Genomic DNA, 18,262 nt, shown 5'->3' on the forward strand with positions numbered 1-18,262 from the left:
GGTGCGTTTCCTAATCTGACTCCCACTGCTCCACCGATCGATTTTGGGGAACGTACCATGCCCATGGATTGAAACTGTGAGTTTAAGTACGATGCCGCTCTGGTGGGACCAGTTGAGGAATGTTAGGGAAGATTCCCCATGTTTGATTAAAATAGAGGGGCAAAAGTCGCCCCAGGGTCGCTTCAATGACAGTTCGACAACCCCGCTACAGTAAAGAAGAATTTGCTCGACGTGGTAATGAGATTTATCAATCTCAGGTACCTCCCCAAGTCGAGGAGGGAAATCAGGGGAGAATTGTGGCGATCGACATTGAAACAGGGGCTTTTGAAGTAGCGGATGATTTGGTAAGCGCAGCGAAGCAACTTTCTGCACGAGTGCCTGATACTCAGACATGGTTTGTTCGCATTGGGCATTCAGCCGTCGATCACTTTGGCGCAAGGAGCCTGAGAACAAAGCCATGATGCAAGGTCGTGTAAATCAAGGGTGTGAGGCGACGTTGGCGATCGCAGTCAGAAACCATGAAACAACGCAGATAGTAGATGCTGTAATTGATACAGGATTTTCGGGTTTTCTCACCTTGCCGTCTGAGATAATTGCTAGGTTAGGGTTTATTTGGGAGGGTCGAGATCTTGCGACGTTAGGCGATGGGACTTTCTGCACGTTTGAAGTTTACATCGGGCTTGTGATCTGGGACGGGCAATATCGTGAGATTTACATCAACGAATCAGAGACGGTTCCGTTGATTGGGATGCAGCTATTACGAGGATAAGATTTGCGAATTCAGGCAGTTGAGGGTGGTTTAGTTACGATCGAAGCGTTGAAGTAGCGATTGCCGATCTTGTCAGGTGCATTCCCTAATGGGGGTCTTACTGCTACACCGATCGATTTTGGGGAACGCACCATGCAGATTGATTGAAGCTGTGGGTTAAAGTGCGATGCTGAAGGCACTGGGTAGCAGTACGCCATCGCTGCAGCAACGTGAAAGCTAGAATATATTAAGCCCTATACGCTAGATGTTGTCTATGACTGAACGACTTGAGCAGGCGATCGCCCAATTAAAAACCTTATCAACCGCTCAACTAAATCGGGAATTTTTTGGGTTAATACTGCTTGGGATTGAATTGTTCCTTCAATTTTAGCTGTGATAATTTTGACTTCCGTGATTTCTTTGTGTAGGTTAATAAATTGCTTGTTATTTTCTTCTCTCAGGGTTTCTAGTTGTTGGCGATTATCTTCCTTTAGCGTATCAATTTGCTCGCGGGTGTCTTCTCGCAAGGAACTTATTTGCTCACGGGTTTCTTCTCGCATTGTCGAGAGTAAGTCTTTCAATTATTGAATATCATTGCTGGTAACAGTAGTCATAGAATTAACCCCAAGAGAATCTATTTAACCGGCACTCTTTGATTTTATTATATTTCACCTACGCTAAAAAGATCAAATTCATCAAATTTAATTACCTCGGAGTCAGGATAACGGGTATCAAAACGATAACTGCTCACGGTTCCTTTTTCTGTATCTAAAATGCTAAAAACCGTCAGATCATTACTGGCAATATAGGGTAAAGGTTGATTAACCAAATCCACTAGAGGAGCAATATTCGGGATAATTGCTGGTAATCCATTGGGATTACCGATGGCCGCATAATTTCTATCGAGAGGTACAGGACGTTTTTTATCACCTAAATGAGCGCCATAACTATTACCAACGTTAGAAGATTCAAGAAAATTCATACCCTTAGGACTAAGAAAACGATTCCATAAATGAGAATGACCATAAAAAACCAAATTAACCTTGGCTGATTCTAATAAGGGAATGAGATCACGAATAATATAATCATTTTCTTGGGGATAATCATAACGTACTGATCTAACTTTTCCCGTGGCATCCCGTTCAATTGTCGGCACGGGATCGGTGTAGGGTGGCACGATATTTCCTCCTAGGGTATGGGGAGGATGATGAAACATAACTACTTTATATTTAGCCTCTTGAAATTCTCGACTATTTAACTCTTTTTCTAACCATTGATATTGAGGACTACCCTGAGCAATTGGCTCAAAAATATGCTGACCGTAACCCCAGCGACTGGGACTATCTAAATCTCTTTGATTTTCGTAATATCTTCCCCTTGCACTGGGTTCTAAATTGGGATTTCTCCAGATATTAGTAACATATAAAACCACTAAACGAATATCGCCAAAAGTGAGAGAATAATATTTATTTTGAGGCAAAGAAAAAATTTCTTCGTAGGTTTCTGTGTTAAAAGCATTATTTTTTAGCCAGTTTTCACTAATTGCTGCTGTATCCTCCGCTAGTTGTTTAGCAATAAACTGAGGAATAGCATCTTTAAACTGTTCATTTAAACCTGTGGAATTAGAAAATCTGCCCATAACTTCATGATTACCAATAGCAGGAAATAAGGGAGCATTTTGAATAATTTCTCCCCCTTTATAAATAGTCTGAATACCATTCTTTGTCAGAGTATAATTGGCACGACCTTGTAAACAGGGAAAAAATGCCCCACCGCGACTATCATCAAACCATTCGGAAGCTCGATCGGGTATATTAACTAAATCTCCTGCTAAAAAAACTGCATCCACCTGTCCAATAGTTTCAATAACTTTTTGTAAATTAGCGGCAGTCATAGGCATTAATTGATGATCGGAAGTGAGTAGAATTTTGAGATTAGTTCCTTTTTTTGGTCTTGGGGTAAGAGTATAAATATCACTTCTAATCGCTTTATTTTCCTGAAAACTGGTGACTTGATAGGGAATCCTTTCCCCCGGATTTAAATCAGTAATTTCGGCCTGATGTCGCCAGATTTCTCGATCGGTTAAAGATTGATAAGCTTCAAGGGTTCTCGATTTGGCATCTTCTCTAACTCTAGTTAATTTGCTAGTGCGAGCGGGGGACATTTTCTCTAGTTTTTCCCCGTAGCGCACCTGATGACCAGTGCCAAAAAATTCCGTAAACCAAATCACTTGTATTGATGTTTCGGTGGGTAATTGTAAAAAAGGTTCGGTTAAAAGTTGCTCCTTGTTCATTGTCGCTAAAAGATAACTGCTGTGCTGCATTTAAACAGTCTTAAGGAATAATTGAGATAGTCCACAACTTCACCGGTAATAACTAGCAGATTCCCTATTTTATCGGCTAATCTAAAACCTTAGACTCTAACTGCTGCTGTTGCCAGAGATTTTGATAGACTCCGGGGACTGCGATTAACTCCTCGTGGGTTCCTATCTGGACAATTTCTCCGAGGTCCATGACAAAAATGCGATCAGCAGTGGCAGCGGCCAATAATTGATGGGAGATAAAAATCACGGTTTTTTGGCTTTCTTGGCTGAGATTTTCCAAAATAGCCGTGGCCGTTTGATTATCGACGCTAGATAGGGCATCATCAAGGATTAAAATCGGTGCTTGGATGGCTAAAGCTCGCGCTAAAGAGGCCCGTTGACGTTGACCCCCGGAAAGAGTAATCCCACGTTCTCCCACTAAAGTTCCGTATTTTTGCGGGAAATTCTCGATTTCCTCCTCAATTCTCGCTTGTTTGGCCGCCGATTTCACTGCCGAAAAATTCAGCAGCGGATCGCCATAACGGATATTATCTTCGATGGTGGTACTAAATAAAAAACTTTCTTGGGGAACATAAGCGATCGCTTTTCGCAGATCTTCAAGAGCAATTTGAGTGACATCTTGATTATCAATAAATAACTGTCCTTCCGCAATATCCAAAAGACGGGGAATAGCGTTAGCAAGGGTAGATTTTCCCGACCTGATCGCACCGACTACCGCTACCATTTCCCCCGGATTAATGGTAAAAGAAAGAGATTTTAAGGCTGGTTCTTTAGCATCAGGATAGAAAAAAGTCAAGGCTTTGGCGGTAATTTTTCCTTGAATATTTTTTAGGTGAATACAATCGGCATTGTCTTTAATTTTAGCCTCAGCTAACAGGATAGTTTCTAGGCGATCGATACTCACTTCTCCCTGTTGGTAGGCCGTAATAGTGAAACCTAATAAAGCAGTGGGAAAAACTAATCTTTCCGCCAAAATTAACAGAGCAATAAAGTCCCCAATGGTGATATTATCCGATATAATTTGTCTAGTACCGAGGGCAAGCAACGCCAATAAACTCACATAGGATAAAGCTTCAATCAGGGGAAAAAGAAAATTACGAGTCTGGACTAAATCTAAATTAGCCTGTAATAATTTGCGATTTCTTTGTTTAAATGCTAGGCGCTCGTTACCTTCTTGGGCATAGATTTTAATCAGAGTAATACCACTCATATCCTCTTGAATTAAATCGCTCAGATGCGAGAGTTTTTCTTGTACTTTTTTCTGTTGCCGCTGCAGACGACCACTAAATAACTGCACAGCAATTAACATCAAAGGATAGACAGAAATGGCGGCGACTGAAAGGGGAATATGAATCGCTAACATTACGGGCAAAGTTAACCCATAGGCAAAAAAAGTATTAGCCAAACTGAGTAAAGCAAAACCCACCAGACGACGGATATTATCCACATCGCTAGTGGCACGGTTGATTAAATCTCCTGAAGTTTGTCGAGAAAAATAGGCGGGTTCAAGGGTTAATAAATGCTGAAAGATTTTTTGTTTAAGATCGAACTCTACCTGACGACCGATCCCGAATAATAGCACTCTGGAAATCATGCGGATAAACCACATAATCGAGGCTAAAGCGATAATAAAAATCACATAGTAAATGATTTTTTGGAAGTCAAAAGATTTACTTAAATCATCGATGCTATCCCGGATTAAAAGCGGTATATAAACACCCAAAAGATTAACAATAAGCAAAGCAACTACCCCACCAGTTACTATTTGCCAATGGGGACGTAGATAATTTGCTAGTTTTTTAATGCGAGAATAAGCCATATTCAGTTATCAGTTATCAGTTATCAGTTATCAGTTATCAGTTAGAACAGGGAACAGGTAAAAGGGGGCATAGATAATCAGTGGGTTATTTTTCTCCTTGTCCTGATTTGGTGGCGGTTTAACATTAGAACCACCCTGGGGCGGTTTACCCGGGGGTTGATCAATTTTAGCTTGATAGCCGCGCTTAAATTTATCATATCGTCTTTCTTGTTTGTCCGACATTTAAGTTACCTCTGTTTGATCCTGCCAAAATTCAATATAGCGAATTTCCTCTGCATTAATCAAAATAAGCCGCCCGCGCATCTAAATTAGTCTAGATCGATAGGGCAACACCAGAATACTGGAACACTGGAACAGCAAGGGTTATCTGCTTTTTAGCTAACTTAATAATGCCCAGTTTAAATTCGTCTTAGCTTATCTTCAATAGTTAAAACTACCCCTTCTAATTCGGCGAACTCATCTAATAAAAGGGAAGCATCGATCGATAATAATATGCTTTTGCCCTTGGCAAGTTCCAAAGCATAACAGAGATTGTCTCAAGCTGCTGGCATCGCTAATACTTGCGGGGATTTTTCCGTAATCGGTAAATAGTAACCGGTAATCAGTGAACTGCAAACTCAAATCCGATAACTGAGTCAAGATAGCTAAAAACCCCCATCGCTCTGCCATGCGTTTCAGACAAATTTTTATGCTTTTATTACATGGCTGACAATATTTTGTAACAATCTATACGAATTTTCCTGTTGAAGACTGTAAATTTAAGTTAATTGCTTCGGTAATAACCCTGAAATAAACTGATCTTTCTAGCCCAGATGACTAAACTCCCCCTATCTATCTATCCACTCCTCAAAACTGTTATGCTTCTAGAAAAAATCTCTTAGACAAAAACTACTGCTAAATCTCCCCAGATGGAGAAGCAAAAGCGATCGAGAGATAAAAATAGTCAAAGCCTCCTTACTGAATCAACAGTTACTTGCAAGGAATTTTCTCGGTTATCACCGCAGTCAGTTAGGGGAAATAATGAGAATTTTTCACCGTTTCATCACCTTTGTTTAGTTTCTAATCACGATTTTTTAGTCCATGAGTAAACTTTCTAGACGTAGATTTATCTTCACTGCCGGGGCAACTGCCGTAGGAACAGCAATTCTCCACGGTTGCGCCACTCCCAATAATACCGCGACCAGTCCCTCCCCGGCCGGCAGTCCTGCCGCTTCCCCCGCTGCCGGTGGAGAAACTCCCGAAGTCACCACCGCTAAACTAGGTTTTATTGCCCTCACCGACGCTGCCCCCTTAATTATCGCCAAGGAAAAAGGTTTATTCGCTAAACACGGGATGCCCGATGTGCAAGTGATGAAACAAGCTTCTTGGGCTGCAACCCGGGATAACCTCGAATTAGGTTCGGTGGGTAACGGTATCGATGGGGCGCATATTTTATCCCCCATACCCTACCTAATGACCTTGGGCAAAATCACCAAACAGCCCGTACCAATGTATATTCTGGCGCGTTTGAATACCAACGGTCAAGCGATTTCCATTTCTAATGAATACATGGATCTAAAAGTTGCCCTCGATAGCGGTGTACTGAAAGAATCCTTCGCTAAAGCTAAATCTGCGGGCAAAGAAGTTAAAGCCGCCGTAACTTTCCCCGGTGGTACTCACGATCTCTGGATGCGCTATTGGTTAGCCGCCGGCGGCATCGATCCGAATAAAGATCTATCCCTAATTGTTGTTCCTCCACCACAAATGGTGGCTAACATGAAAGTCGGCACGATGCAAGCTTTCTGTGTGGGGGAACCTTGGAACGCCCAATTAGTTAACAAAAAACTCGGTTATTCGGCCCTGATTACTGGGGAACTGTGGAAGGATCACCCCGAAAAAGCCTTCGCTTTACGCGCCGATTGGGTGGATAAAAATCCCAAAGCGGCAAAAGCTTTAACCATGGCTGTTCTGGAGGCGCAGCAATGGTGCAACGATCCCGCTAATGTTAAGGAAATGTGCGAGATTATTTCAGGACGGGAATGGCTGAAAATTGACCCCGCCGATATCTTGGGAAGAATGCAGGGTAATATCGATTTCGGTGATGGTCGCAAAATCGAAAATAGCCCCGTAGCCATGAAATTCTGGGCTGATAACGCTTCCTATCCCTACAAGAGTCATGATACTTGGTTTGTGACTGAAGACATCCGTTGGGGCTATATTCCCGCCGATACGGACATCAAAGCTTTAGTTGATAAGGTTAACCGGGAAGATATCTGGAGAGAAGCCGCCACAGCCCTCAATGTTCCGGCTGATCAAATTCCCACCTCTACCTCTCGCGGTGTGGAAACTTTCTTTGATGGCGTTACTTTTGACCCCGAAAATCCCCAAGCTTACCTGAAATCTCTCAAGATTAAAAAGGTTTAAATCAGTGTTCAGTGATCAGCAACCAGTCAACAGTTAAAGATGATTTGCTCATAACTGGTAATTAATAACTGATAACTGATCACTGATGCTGATCACTGATAACTGAACCACTGATAACTGATAACTGATAACTGATAACTGATTATGGCTGTTTCTATTTCTCGTCGTTCTCAAGGTCCGAAATGGGTAAAAGACCTCAAAAAAAAATTACCCAAACTAGCAACTTCGGCGATTGCTTTATTAATTTTCCTCGTCATCTGGCAAATACTCTGTTTTAGTCCCGATGCTCCCCTCCCTAGTCCCACTAAAGTGGTTAGCGATACCTGGGAATTAATTATTAATCCCTTTTTCAATAATGGTGGCACGGATGTGGGGTTATTCTGGCAAATTTTCGCCAGTTTACAACGGGTGGCCGTCGGTTTTACCCTTGCCGCTATTGTTGGCATCGCTGCGGGTATTTTAATCGGTAGCAGCGCCCTAATTTATGATGCGATCGATCCGATTTTCCAAATCCTGCGTACCGTTCCCCCCCTAGCTTGGCTACCCATCTCCCTAGCGGCTTTTCGCAATAACGAACCTAGTGCCATATTTGTAATTTTTATTACAGCAATTTGGCCAATTATTATTAACACAGCCGTGGGAGTACAACAGGTTCCCCAAGACTATAAAAACGTCTCTAGAGTGCTAAAATTATCCAAAGTTGAATATTTTTTCAATATTCTTTTTCCCGCCACCGTTCCCTACGTTTTCACGGGATTAAGAATCGGTATCGGTTTATCTTGGTTGGCAATTGTAGCGGCGGAAATGCTGATCGGTGGCGTGGGAATTGGCTTTTTTATCTGGGATGCTTGGAATAGTTCCATGATCAGTGAAATTATCCTCGCCCTGATTTATGTGGGTATTGTTGGTTTCCTACTCGATCGCCTCATGGCCTACATCGCTAAATTAGTTGTACCAGAAGAAAATAAATAGGGTTTGCGGCAAAAAGTTTTTCGGTGGGGGCAGGGTGTGGGGTGTGGGGTGTGGGGTGTGGGGAGCTTTTTAAGTAAACAGTAAACAGTAAACTAAAAACTCACATCTGATAACTGATAACTGATAACTAATAACTGATAACTGAAAATGTCTGCATTTATTGAAGTCGATCACATTGATAAGGTTTTCCCTCTCCCCGATGGCCGTCAATATATCGCCCTAAAAAATATCGATCTCAGCGTTACTCAAGGGGAATTTATCTCTTTAATCGGTCACTCCGGTTGCGGGAAATCCACCCTCTTAAATATGGTCGCTGGACTCGATCGCCCGACGGTGGGAGGGGTGATTTTAGAGGGAAGAGAAATTAAAGGTCCCGGTCCCGATCGCATGGTGGTGTTCCAGAATTATTCGCTGCTGCCTTGGTTAACCGTCCGGGAAAATATCGCCCTAGGAGTTAACCGCGTGCTGCGTCATCTACCGGCTGCTGAACGCAAAAGTGTCATCGAACATAGTATCGATATGGTACACCTGCGCCATGCCGCCAACAAACGACCGGGAGAATTATCGGGAGGCATGAAGCAACGGGTAGCGATCGCCCGCGCTTTAGCCCTACGGCCAAAAGTCCTGCTACTTGATGAACCCTTTGGGGCGCTGGATGCGTTAACCAGAGGCAATTTACAGGAACGTTTGATGGAAATCGTCGAGGAAAGCCACGTTACCTGTATCATGGTCACGCACGATGTGGATGAAGCCCTATTACTATCCGATCGAGTGGTGATGTTAACCACCGGTCCAGAGGCCCATATCGGTCAGATTCTCGATGTTCCCATTCCCCGGCCCCGGCATCGTTTAGAAGTAGTTAACCATCCCAGTTACTACTCCCTGCGTAACGAGATCGTTTATTTCCTCAACCAACAGAAGCGATCGAAGAAAGTCGGCCAACCCACCGAACCAGTAACAGTGATCGGCCAAGCTACCCGACTGAAAACCAATCCCACCATCGGTTTTATCCCCCTCACCGATTGCGCCCCGATTATTATCGCCAAAGAGAAAGGCTTCTTCGCCGAGGAAGGATTAGAGGATGTTATCCTGCAACGGGAACCCAACTGGAAAGCACTCGCCCAAGGAGTGGCCACCGGTCGTCTCGATGCGGCCCAGATGGTGGCGGGAATGCCCCTGAGCATGACCATTGGGGCTGGAAATAAGCCCTCTGTCCCCGTGATTAGTGCTTTGGTACTCAGTCGCAACGGTAACGCCATCACCCTCAGCAATAAATACAGGGAATTGGGGGTAGAAAAACTGGAGGACTTAAAGGAGGCCCTCCAGCAAAGTCCCGATCAAATCGCCACTTTCGGCATGGTTCACCCCGCTTCCATGCACAATCTACTGTTACGCTACTGGTTAGCTAGTGGCGGCATCGATCCCGATAGTGATGTCAATTTAGCCGTAATTCCGCCGCCTCAAATGGTTTCCCTACTAAAAGCGGGTAAGATCGACGGTTATTGTGTGGGGGAACCCTGGAACTCCTACGCCGTTCACGAAAAATTAGGCTACGTTATCGCCACCGATCTTGATATTTGGCCCGGACACCAGGAAAAAGTCCTCGGAGTCAAGGAAACTTGGGCAGCGAAACATCCCGAAACCCATATCGCCATGGTGAAAGCTTTAATTAAAGCCTGTGAATACTGCGATGATCAGCGTAATCGAGAACATATCGTTAATATTCTCAGTCAGCCCCAGTATGTGGGTGTGGATAGGGCAATTATCCGCCCCGGTTTCCTCGATGGTTACGATCGCGGTTTAGGAACTGCCCCCGAACCCCTATTCCGATTTAATCAGTTTTACGTCGATCAAGCTAACTGTCCAGGCCGCAGTGAGGCCCTATGGACCCTAACTCAGCTTGCTCGTTGGGGTTACGCACCGTTCCCCCGCAACTGGGTGGAAGTGATTGAACGCGTCCGTCGTCCCGATCTGTTTGGTGAAGCTTGCCGGTCCCTGGGCCTTCCCGATTTGGAACCCGATCGCCACAGTTTTGCCCTCTTTGATCGTCTTATTTTCAATCCTGACGATCCGATCGGCTATCTGGAACGTTTTTCGATCCGTCGCGATTATCGCGTCTCAGAAGTTCTCCTCGATGATCCCGTCGCTAATTAATGGTTGTGGTGGGCTTTGCCCACCTTAAAATAAATCTAGGACGAATATGCAAACTTTTACCGATAAGACCGTGAATTCCAGCACCACCACCCAGCCTTTTTTATTAGTTAGTAATGTTGCCAAAGAATACCCCTCTCCCGAAGGGGTTTACACCGTTTTAGACGGTGTGGAGCTGCAAGTCAATGAGGGGGAATTTGTCTGCATTATCGGTCACTCCGGCTGCGGTAAATCGACCCTTTTAAATATGGTGGCGGGGTTTTCTTCTCCTAGTCGTGGGCAAGTGCTGCTACAGGATAAAGAGGTTAAGGAACCAGGACCGGACCGGATGATGGTATTCCAAAATTATTCGCTTTTGCCTTGGAAAACTGCCTTTGAGAACGTTTATATCGGGGTTAGTTCGGTTTATCCCCAAAAATCTCACGCTGAGAAGGTGAGGATCGTGGAAGAAAATCTATCCCTAGTGGGATTGACAGAAGCAGCCCAGAAAAAACCCCCCCAATTATCGGGAGGCATGAAACAACGGGTTGCGATCGCCCGCGCCCTGGCCATTCGTCCCCAAGTCCTCATCCTCGATGAACCCTTTGGGGCCTTAGATGCGATTACTAAAGAAGAATTACAGGAAGAATTGCTGAAAATCTGGCAAGAACACCAGTTAACCGTGTTGATGATTACCCACGATATTGATGAGGCTTTGTTCTTGTGCGATCGCTTGGTGATGATGACCAACGGCCCAAGCGCTAAAATTGGGGAGGTGTTAAAGATGCCTTTTGCTCGTCCCCGGGTTCGTTCCCAAATTACCGAGGATCCCCGTTACTACGAACTCCGCAATGAAGCTCTCGATTTCCTCTACAATCGTTTTGCCCATTCGGAGGATCCCAACGAGGATGCCCCCGAACAACCCCGCACAGAAAATCTCGTGGGTAAAATTGTTGCTACTATCGGTGGCATAGCCTTACTCGCTTTTGTCGGTTTTAGTCTGATACAAATGTTCACCAGCAAGACTGCCAATACTACTAATCCGGCTACCATCGAGGACTCCAGATAGGTAACAGTTATCAGTTATCAGTTATCAGTTATCAGATTTGAGTTTTAAGTGACAGTATTAAATATAAGTTTCTTACTATCTTTTCACTGATTACTGTTTACTGATTACTGACCAAGAATAAACCAGAAAGAGACAAAGAACAAAAAGCTGAAACCCGATCAGTTTAACTTATATAGTAGTGATCGATCTTTGTGTCCTTTGTGTCTGGAGTGGTTCGTTCCACTCACTTGCCCGCAAGACTGTATCTTAGAATAGATTTTAATCTCTGGAGAGTTTATCAGTGATTAAGATGTTCAAAGACCGATTTATCACCGATATCGTTGGGGAGAGGTTGGCTTAATTTTCTCAGAGCAAAGATAACGAATAAAGTCGCCCAGAGAATTAATAGCCCCTTTTCCCAATTTAAGGGCAATATCCCCAAAAGATGACCGAGTAAAAGGGTGGGAACTAGAGGGGTTAAAAACTTGGTTTCTAGACGATTAAAACAAAAAGCTTCTTTGAAATAAATCCCCGTGAGACTAGCAAAAATAAAGCCAACACCCAATAAACTCACCGGATGGTTATAGACAAATTCTAGGGGAGAAAGGTGAGAATAGAGGCTGAAAATTAGGGAAGTAATCGCCCCGATTAGCCAAAAAAATTGCAGGAGACGATGGAGGGGAATTAAATATATATGGATAGTCAATAAACTGATGCCTAACCCCAGACAAAAACCCATGTATAAAAGGTTAGTCAGGGGCAGTAATTGCGGTCGGGTGAGAACTATAATTGTAGCGACAGCGAAACTAAAAGCCGCTAAATTTAAACCCAGACGGTAGAGACGCACCCCTAGGCGATCACTATCCGTAATCGTAAACTCTCCGAATTGACCTTGATAAACTCGATCGACAGCAGGGGAAGTCATAATGCTCTAAAGAAAAAGGGAAGCTTAGAAAAGATCGACTACAAATTATCTTAAGCTTAAATTATGCCAGTAGCCTCACTTCTCCCTCCTCTCGGCTGACTAATTGCGAGTTAGGATCAAGGTTACATTTCCTTTAGATTTTTAAGCCATGTCGTTGAACCAAGAATCCCTCGCTTTTAGCCATGGGAGGGTCAAGAACTCAACTAGCGAAATTTTGATCGTGGGCGGTGGTATCATCGGATTAGCGATCGCCGTCGATTTGCAATTGCGCGGGGCAAAAGTTACCCTCCTAGTTCGAGATATAGCTCAGGCCGCTAGTCGTGCGGCTGCGGGAATGTTGGCCCCCCATGCAGAAGGCATTCCCCCGGGCCCGTTTCTCGATCTTTGTCTGCGATCACGATGGCTATATCCAGAGTGGAGCCGCAAAATCGAGGATTTAACGGGGATAAACAGCGGTTACTATCCCTGTGGTATTCTTGCTCCCATTTACGAGCTAGAGCAGCCCGTTACTACCGAGGAAGTTAATAAAATTTGGTTAGACAGCAATGCAGTTCACCTCTACCAACCCGGACTAGGTAAAGATGTGATCGGTGGTTGGTGGTATCCCGACGATGGACAAGTGGACAACCGGCAGCTAGTGACTGCGCTGCAACAAGCGGCCGAAAATTTAGGGGTAGAAATTCGCCAAGGGGTAGAAGTCCACGCATTACAGCAAAAGCAGGGAAAAGTCAAGAGTATTTATACCTCAATTGGGGAATTAGAAGCAAAAATTTACATTTTAGCGGCGGGATCCTGGACGAGTCAACTTTTACCCCTCCCTATCCATCCCGTCAAAGGTCAAATGGCCGCAGTAAAAATGCCCCCTAACCAGACCTTAGCTAGGATTTTATTCGGTCCGCAAACCTATCTAGTTCCCCGTCGCAATGGTCGTTTAATTATCGGGGCCACTTCCGAAAAAGTCGCCTGGCAAACTGGCAATACACCCCAAGGACTACAAACCCTTTTTGCACGCGCTACCCGTCTCTATCCCCCTTTAGCTGACTGGGAAATCGAGGAGATGTGGTGGGGATTCCGTCCGGGTACACCAGATGAATTACCCATTTTAGGCCGCAGTAGCTGTGATAACCTGATTTTAGCCACCGGTCACTATCGCAATGGCATTTTACTAGCTCCTGTCACTGCTTCCTTAATCGCTGACCTGGTGATTAATGACAAAGTTAATCCCATTTTGACCCATTTTAGCTGCGATCGCTTTAATCAACCATCACCCGTTACTATTCCACCTATGTCCTTAACTATTATTGAGAATAAACCCCAAGCGCTTTTATCGCCCCAAAATGATCGCCTCACTATTGCTGGGAAAACCTTTCACTCCCGCTTGATGACTGGGACTGGCAAATATGCCAATCTGACAACTATGCAGGAAAGTATTAGTGCCAGTGAATGTCAGATCGTCACCGTTGCCGTTAGACGAGTACAAACGAACGCACCCGGTCATGAGGGATTAGCAGAGGCGATCGATTGGTCTAAAATTTGGATGTTACCCAACACTGCCGGTTGTCAAACGGCCGAAGAAGCGATTCGGGTGGCCCGTTTAGGGCGAGAAATGGCCAAATTATTGGGACAGGAAGACAATAACTTTATTAAACTCGAAGTTATTCCCGATCCTAAATATTTATTACCCGATCCGATCGGAACTTTGCAAGCGGCCGAACAATTAGTTAAAGAAGGTTTTGCCGTACTGCCCTATATTAACGCCGATCCTCTCTTAGCCAAACGTTTAGAGGAAGCTGGCTGCGCCACGGTTATGCCCCTAGGATCGCCGATTGGGTCGGGACAAGGGCTGAAAAATGAGGCAAATATCGCGATTATCATCGAATCGTCCCAAATTCCCGTGGTGGTAGATGCCGGGATCGGTACACCCTCAGAAGCGGCCCGGGCCATGGAAATGGGGGCCGATGCTTTATTAATTAACAGTGCGATCGCTATGGCGGCCAATCCAGCTATGATGGCCCAAGCCATGGCAATGGCGGCAAAAGCGGGACGTTTAGCCTATTTAGCGGGAAGAATGCCGATTAAGTCCTATGCTAGTCCTAGTTCCCCCCTGACGGGAACGATCGCCTAACCCAGAAATCTATTGAAACCCGTTAAAATAGGGGAGATTTGGCCATCTCTCCCCACACCACACCTCGATAGATCGTACAATTAACGCACTTCAAACAAACGATTGTCCGGTAAATTACTAATCGATCGCTGGAGACTATTCAAGGATTTATTGTAATCGACGATCGCCTGTAGATAACGACTTCTGGCATCGGTTAAATCCCGTTGGGAGTTGATAACGTCCGTTTGGGTTCCCACACCCGCCTGAAAGCGTAAACGGGCTAATCGCAGACTTTCCGTGGCGGATTCAATGCTTTTTTGCGAAGTTTTGATGTTTTCTTGGTTAGAAATCAAACTATAGTAGGATTCCTCCACCTGAAGGCGGATTTCATTGCGACGGAGGGAGAATTCCGTATCGGCGCGATCGATATTTCTTTCCGCTTGACGAGCGCGAGCAAAAGCAGTGCCACCATCAAAGAAAGTCCAACGAATCCGGCCGCCGACGCTAAAACCATCGCCAAAACCAGCTTCATCACTGAGATCGTTGAGGACATTATACTCGCCCAAAAGGTCCACTTGGGGAATCACAGCCGAAATGGCGATCGAGCGATCCTGTTGGCTAATTTCCCGTTGTAAGAGTTGTTGTTCTAATTCCGCACGATTTTTATAGGCTAAAACGATACTGTCATCAAGACTTAAGCCCCAAGTTCCCGCCTCGCGAATCTCATCAGCAGCGGTTAACTCGATGTGCTGACCGACACTCAATACCTGTGCCAGTCGCCGTCTAGCGATGCGTTGGGTAGAAATCGCCTGGGTTAAGTCTTGGTTAGCGTTAGCGAGGTCAACTTCCGCCTGTAGGACAGCAAATCGGGTTCCTAGTCCCGCTTGCTCCAATAATTGAGCATCGCGTAAACTTTGACTAGCATCTTCGATCGAGGCTTGGGAGATCGCTACCTGGGCATCACCCCTCTGTAATTCATAATAGGCATCGGTGGCATCAAAACGAGTTTGTTCCGAGACTGTTTCCACCTCTAATTCCCGTTGCCGGATGACCTTTTCGGCCCTTTTGATCTGGGCTGCCCGTTCACCCCCTGTATAAACCCCATAGACAATCCGAACACTACCCTGAAAGTTGGTACTATCTTCGGGTGTAGTGGCTGGGATTCCCTGTTGACGGGCTAACTCATTCTGTCTTTGGGCAACTGCCGATTGAGCTTGAGTGAGACTGGTTTCCGCTTGGGCCGTGGGTAATAAGGCCGCCTGTTGTTCCTTTAATTGGGCGCGAGCGATTTCTAAATCGACCCGGGCTGTCTGTAAGGTCTGATTATTTTTTAAAGCTAATTCGATCGCTTGATTTAAGGTGATCGGTTGTACTACCCTAATATTCACCTCATCCGGTTTGGTGGGAAAAATCAGGGGATTGCCACTAGGATTAAGATAATTAGGGGCTTTGGGATCCGCTTCCGTGGTTGCCGGTGCCGCCGAGGGACCAGGTAATTGAGACACTGGATTGGCAGTAGGTCGGGGTTTCTTCAATAAATCGGCAGCGGACTGAGTTTGTGCCTTAACCGAGGATTCAGCCAAGAAAATCAACCCAAGCACCGCACTCACGGTAATACCATAACGCAAGAGCAACATGAGTATCTCGAAAGTAAACAGTAAACGATAAGAAGTAAACAAGCTCACACCACTATGTTCGCCGATTACTAATTACCGATAGTAACACGGGAGCATGAAAGCCACCCTCTTTTAAGCACCGGCTAAAATTTAGATTCGATTGATTTTGAACGGGACATCAAAACAGCATTAGATTTAGCCCAATACTTATAGGAGGTTCTCTATGGCTACAATTCAGACTTATCCTTGGGATGCAGCAGATCATTTGAAAACAAAAGAAGATATCGCTGCTTATCTGGAAGCTGCCCTCGAAGATGGCGATCCTAGCTTAGTAGTGGCAGCATTAGGCGATATTGCTCGTTCTCAAGGGATGACTCATATTGCTCGTGAGACGGGTTTGGGACGGGAGAGTCTCTATAAATCTTTGTCGAATCGGGGTAATCGGTGAGTTTGCTACAGTTCTTAAGGTTTTGCAAGCACTTGGGTTACGCCTGCAAGTTGTACCCATTATCGAAAAATCCCTAATCAATAATCCTACTGACTTGAAAGAGGGTGTGGGGTGTCGGAAGAATAAATAGAAATAATCTCCTGTCTCCTGTCTCCTGAATAGGGCTATTTTTTCAATTGCTTAACCGCTTGATAGATTTCGGGTAAACGCTTGTAAGCGGCTGCTACCTTGAGGAATAGTTTATGAGGCATAGCAGGAGAGCCAGAAACCACTTCTCCTGCACCGATATCGTTGTGAATGCCAGCCTGAGCGGTTGCGATCGCACCGTCCCCGATCGCTGCTTGATTGGCAATGCCCACCTGTCCTGCTAAAATAACCCGATTGCCCAATTTTACGCCTCCTGCCATGCCCACCTGTCCTGCTAGGGCGCAAGCTTGGCCAATTTGGCAATTATGGGCAATATGGACGAGATTATCGATCTTAGTCTGGCTACCGATGCGGGTTTCTCCCACTGCCGGACGATCCACGGCGCTATTACAGCCAATTTCTACCCCATCTTCTAAGACCACGATACCCGATTGTTCCATCTTAAACCAGCCTTCGGGAACCGGCACAAAACCGAAGCCCTCCGCACCAATAACAGCGCCACTGTGGATAACGCAATCATTGCCGATTTGTACCCGTTCGTGAATGGTACAGTTAGCGTGGAGAGTTGTGCGATCGCCAATATGTACCCCGGGGTAAACAACGGCGTTAGGATGAATGCACACCCCATCACCGAGGATGACATTCGCTTCTACCACAGCATGGGCCCCGATGGCAACTTTATGGCCGATTTTAGCCGATGGATGCACCACGGCGGTGGCGTGAATGTAGGGTTGGGGCTGAAAGGGTTGATAGAATAATTTGATGGCGTGGGCGAATAAAAGTCGGGGATTGGCACTAGCTAACCAAACGATACCGCGTTCGTCGGCCTGTTGTTGTAAATTGGCATCCAGGGGCAGAATTAGGGCAGTAGCCTCAGTTTTGGCGACAAAGGCAGCAAATTTTCCCCCTTCGATATAGCTAATCGTATCGACTAGGGCGGTTTCGATGGGAGTTATGGCTTTAATTTGGGGATTTCTGTCGGGATAGGCAGTTAAACTGTGAGCAGAGACTAAAGGGCTTAATTTTTGGGCAATTTCACTAAATTTCATAAATATATACTGCGATCGAGATAGGGCTTATCCTAGGATAGTTTAAAACTATACTGATAATCTTGTCGTTATTATAGTCAAAAAAGTTGCTAGTTTTTTAGGGAATAATTCCTGTTTTCCATTTCAACAAAGCCGATGTCGATCTGGAGCGGTTTTGGGGATAATTTTGCTCTCTCCAAAACCGATTGGTTTTAGTTTTTACTCCTCGATCGAGTTAATAAAATTGACCCGAACAGTATTAAGGCACTCGGAGTTGATGGTTCGGGAACTGTTAAAAAATCTAGGTAAAAAATTCCTGACTCTCCCTAACAAACACCAGTATCTACCGGCTTAAGTAGGTAGGCGTTAAAAATTATCAGATGCCCCCCTTATTAAGGGGGATCTCCCCGCCTATCGGCACCCCCCTTATCAAGGGGGATCCCCCCGCCTATCGGCACCCCCCTTATCAAGGGGGGCAGGGGGGATCGAACCTAAAATCCATTTTTAATTTAATTATAACCAGCTACTTAAAACTGGCTGAATATTTTGCC

15 protein-coding genes are annotated in these 18,262 nt (G+C 45.1%); 8 read left to right on the forward strand and 7 right to left on the reverse strand.

Translation table 11 applies throughout. The features are described 5' to 3' along the window. The first annotated feature begins 185 nt into the window (after positions 1 to 185). Positions 186 to 461, forward strand: coding sequence for a hypothetical protein (locus PN470_RS07710; RefSeq protein WP_103112166.1), 276 nt, complete (start codon positions 186 to 188; stop codon positions 459 to 461). Beyond that, a complete protein-coding gene (locus tag PN470_RS07715) occupies positions 458 to 769 on the forward strand; it encodes an aspartyl protease (RefSeq protein ID WP_016514852.1) in 312 nt (103 codons plus the stop codon). The genes PN470_RS07710 and PN470_RS07715 overlap by 4 nt, the downstream gene beginning before the upstream one ends. Positions 770 to 1,020: 251 nt before the next feature. Here PN470_RS07715 and PN470_RS07720 read toward each other — a convergent pair whose 3' ends face one another. From PN470_RS07720 to PN470_RS07735, 4 genes are all read right to left on the reverse strand, one after another. Then, complete coding sequence (locus PN470_RS07720) at positions 1,021 to 1,308, reverse strand: hypothetical protein (protein ID WP_002773086.1); 288 nt, start codon at positions 1,306 to 1,308, stop codon at positions 1,021 to 1,023. A 101-nt stretch (positions 1,309 to 1,409) separates the two neighbouring features. Continuing rightward, on the reverse strand, positions 1,410 to 3,071 hold the full coding sequence (locus tag PN470_RS07725) for a purple acid phosphatase family protein (RefSeq protein WP_272104219.1): 1,662 nt from the start codon (positions 3,069 to 3,071) through the stop codon (positions 1,410 to 1,412). Positions 3,072 to 3,147: 76 nt separating this feature from the next. Then, a complete protein-coding gene (locus PN470_RS07730; protein ID WP_130756832.1) occupies positions 3,148 to 4,890 on the reverse strand; it encodes an ABC transporter ATP-binding protein in 1,743 nt (580 codons plus the stop codon). A gap of 30 nt (positions 4,891 to 4,920) precedes the next feature. After that, a complete protein-coding gene (locus PN470_RS07735; RefSeq protein ID WP_002755630.1) occupies positions 4,921 to 5,112 on the reverse strand; it encodes a hypothetical protein in 192 nt (63 codons plus the stop codon). 858 nt (positions 5,113 to 5,970) lie between these two features. On the opposite strand from PN470_RS07735, the gene PN470_RS07740 reads away from it, so the two are divergent. The 4 genes from PN470_RS07740 (at position 5,971) to PN470_RS07755 (ending at position 11,464) form a co-directional block, all read left to right on the forward strand. Next, complete coding sequence (locus PN470_RS07740; RefSeq protein WP_272104221.1) at positions 5,971 to 7,293, forward strand: CmpA/NrtA family ABC transporter substrate-binding protein; 1,323 nt, start codon at positions 5,971 to 5,973, stop codon at positions 7,291 to 7,293. A gap of 144 nt (positions 7,294 to 7,437) precedes the next feature. After that, positions 7,438 to 8,265: a nitrate ABC transporter permease gene (gene ntrB / locus PN470_RS07745; RefSeq protein ID WP_103112161.1), complete on the forward strand. Its 828-nt coding sequence runs from the start codon at positions 7,438 to 7,440 to the stop codon at positions 8,263 to 8,265. Between the two features lie 147 nt (positions 8,266 to 8,412). Continuing rightward, positions 8,413 to 10,419 carry an ABC transporter ATP-binding/substrate-binding protein gene (locus PN470_RS07750; protein ID WP_272104223.1) on the forward strand — a complete coding sequence of 669 codons (2,007 nt, stop codon included), beginning with the start codon at positions 8,413 to 8,415 and terminating at the stop codon, positions 10,417 to 10,419. A 46-nt stretch (positions 10,420 to 10,465) separates the two neighbouring features. After that, the gene (locus PN470_RS07755) at positions 10,466 to 11,464 is read left to right on the forward strand and encodes an ABC transporter ATP-binding protein (RefSeq protein ID WP_272104226.1); all 999 of its coding nucleotides are present in this window, start codon (positions 10,466 to 10,468) and stop codon (positions 11,462 to 11,464) included. Positions 11,465 to 11,741: 277 nt separating this feature from the next. On the opposite strand, the gene PN470_RS07760 is transcribed toward PN470_RS07755, so the two are convergent. After that, positions 11,742 to 12,368 (reverse strand): DUF2301 domain-containing membrane protein, encoded by a 627-nt coding sequence (locus tag PN470_RS07760; RefSeq protein ID WP_002737508.1) that lies wholly within the window; start codon positions 12,366 to 12,368, stop codon positions 11,742 to 11,744. A 148-nt stretch (positions 12,369 to 12,516) separates the two neighbouring features. On the opposite strand from PN470_RS07760, the gene thiO reads away from it, so the two are divergent. Beyond that, entirely contained in the window at positions 12,517 to 14,493 is a 1,977-nt protein-coding gene (gene thiO, locus PN470_RS07765; protein ID WP_103112158.1) for a glycine oxidase ThiO, read from the forward strand. Positions 14,494 to 14,573: 80 nt separating this feature from the next. On the opposite strand, the gene PN470_RS07770 is transcribed toward thiO, so the two are convergent. Further along, positions 14,574 to 16,109 (reverse strand): TolC family protein, encoded by a 1,536-nt coding sequence (locus tag PN470_RS07770; RefSeq protein ID WP_271937771.1) that lies wholly within the window; start codon positions 16,107 to 16,109, stop codon positions 14,574 to 14,576. Positions 16,110 to 16,311: 202 nt separating this feature from the next. On the opposite strand from PN470_RS07770, the gene PN470_RS07775 reads away from it, so the two are divergent. Further along, positions 16,312 to 16,536 (forward strand): addiction module antidote protein, encoded by a 225-nt coding sequence (locus PN470_RS07775; protein ID WP_002755617.1) that lies wholly within the window; start codon positions 16,312 to 16,314, stop codon positions 16,534 to 16,536. 164 nt (positions 16,537 to 16,700) lie between these two features. Here PN470_RS07775 and lpxD read toward each other — a convergent pair whose 3' ends face one another. Next, positions 16,701 to 17,732, reverse strand: coding sequence for a UDP-3-O-(3-hydroxymyristoyl)glucosamine N-acyltransferase (lpxD, locus tag PN470_RS07780; RefSeq protein ID WP_271937773.1), 1,032 nt, complete (start codon positions 17,730 to 17,732; stop codon positions 16,701 to 16,703). Positions 17,733 to 18,262: the final 530 nt, after the last annotated feature.

The organism is Microcystis sp. CS-574 (assembly GCF_028329095.1).
Taxonomy (GTDB): Bacteria; Cyanobacteriota; Cyanobacteriia; order Cyanobacteriales; family Microcystaceae; genus Microcystis; species Microcystis ichthyoblabe_A.

Coding starts and splice junctions, on each gene's coding strand:
- PN470_RS07760 (WP_002737508.1), bottom strand. CDS start 12,368: ATGACTTCCCCTGCTGTCGATCGAGTTTATCAAGGTCAATTCGGAGAG.
- PN470_RS07755 (WP_272104226.1), top strand. CDS start 10,466: ATGCAAACTTTTACCGATAAGACCGTGAATTCCAGCACCACCACCCAG.
- PN470_RS07710 (WP_103112166.1), top strand. CDS start 186: ATGACAGTTCGACAACCCCGCTACAGTAAAGAAGAATTTGCTCGACGT.
- lpxD (WP_271937773.1), bottom strand. CDS start 17,732: ATGAAATTTAGTGAAATTGCCCAAAAATTAAGCCCTTTAGTCTCTGCT.
- PN470_RS07725 (WP_272104219.1), bottom strand. CDS start 3,071: ATGCAGCACAGCAGTTATCTTTTAGCGACAATGAACAAGGAGCAACTT.
- PN470_RS07720 (WP_002773086.1), bottom strand. CDS start 1,308: ATGCGAGAAGAAACCCGTGAGCAAATAAGTTCCTTGCGAGAAGACACC.
- PN470_RS07775 (WP_002755617.1), top strand. CDS start 16,312: ATGGCTACAATTCAGACTTATCCTTGGGATGCAGCAGATCATTTGAAA.
- PN470_RS07770 (WP_271937771.1), bottom strand. CDS start 16,109: ATGTTGCTCTTGCGTTATGGTATTACCGTGAGTGCGGTGCTTGGGTTG.
- ntrB (WP_103112161.1), top strand. CDS start 7,438: ATGGCTGTTTCTATTTCTCGTCGTTCTCAAGGTCCGAAATGGGTAAAA.
- PN470_RS07715 (WP_016514852.1), top strand. CDS start 458: ATGATGCAAGGTCGTGTAAATCAAGGGTGTGAGGCGACGTTGGCGATC.
- PN470_RS07735 (WP_002755630.1), bottom strand. CDS start 5,112: ATGTCGGACAAACAAGAAAGACGATATGATAAATTTAAGCGCGGCTAT.
- PN470_RS07740 (WP_272104221.1), top strand. CDS start 5,971: ATGAGTAAACTTTCTAGACGTAGATTTATCTTCACTGCCGGGGCAACT.
- PN470_RS07750 (WP_272104223.1), top strand. CDS start 8,413: ATGTCTGCATTTATTGAAGTCGATCACATTGATAAGGTTTTCCCTCTC.
- thiO (WP_103112158.1), top strand. CDS start 12,517: ATGTCGTTGAACCAAGAATCCCTCGCTTTTAGCCATGGGAGGGTCAAG.
- PN470_RS07730 (WP_130756832.1), bottom strand. CDS start 4,890: ATGGCTTATTCTCGCATTAAAAAACTAGCAAATTATCTACGTCCCCAT.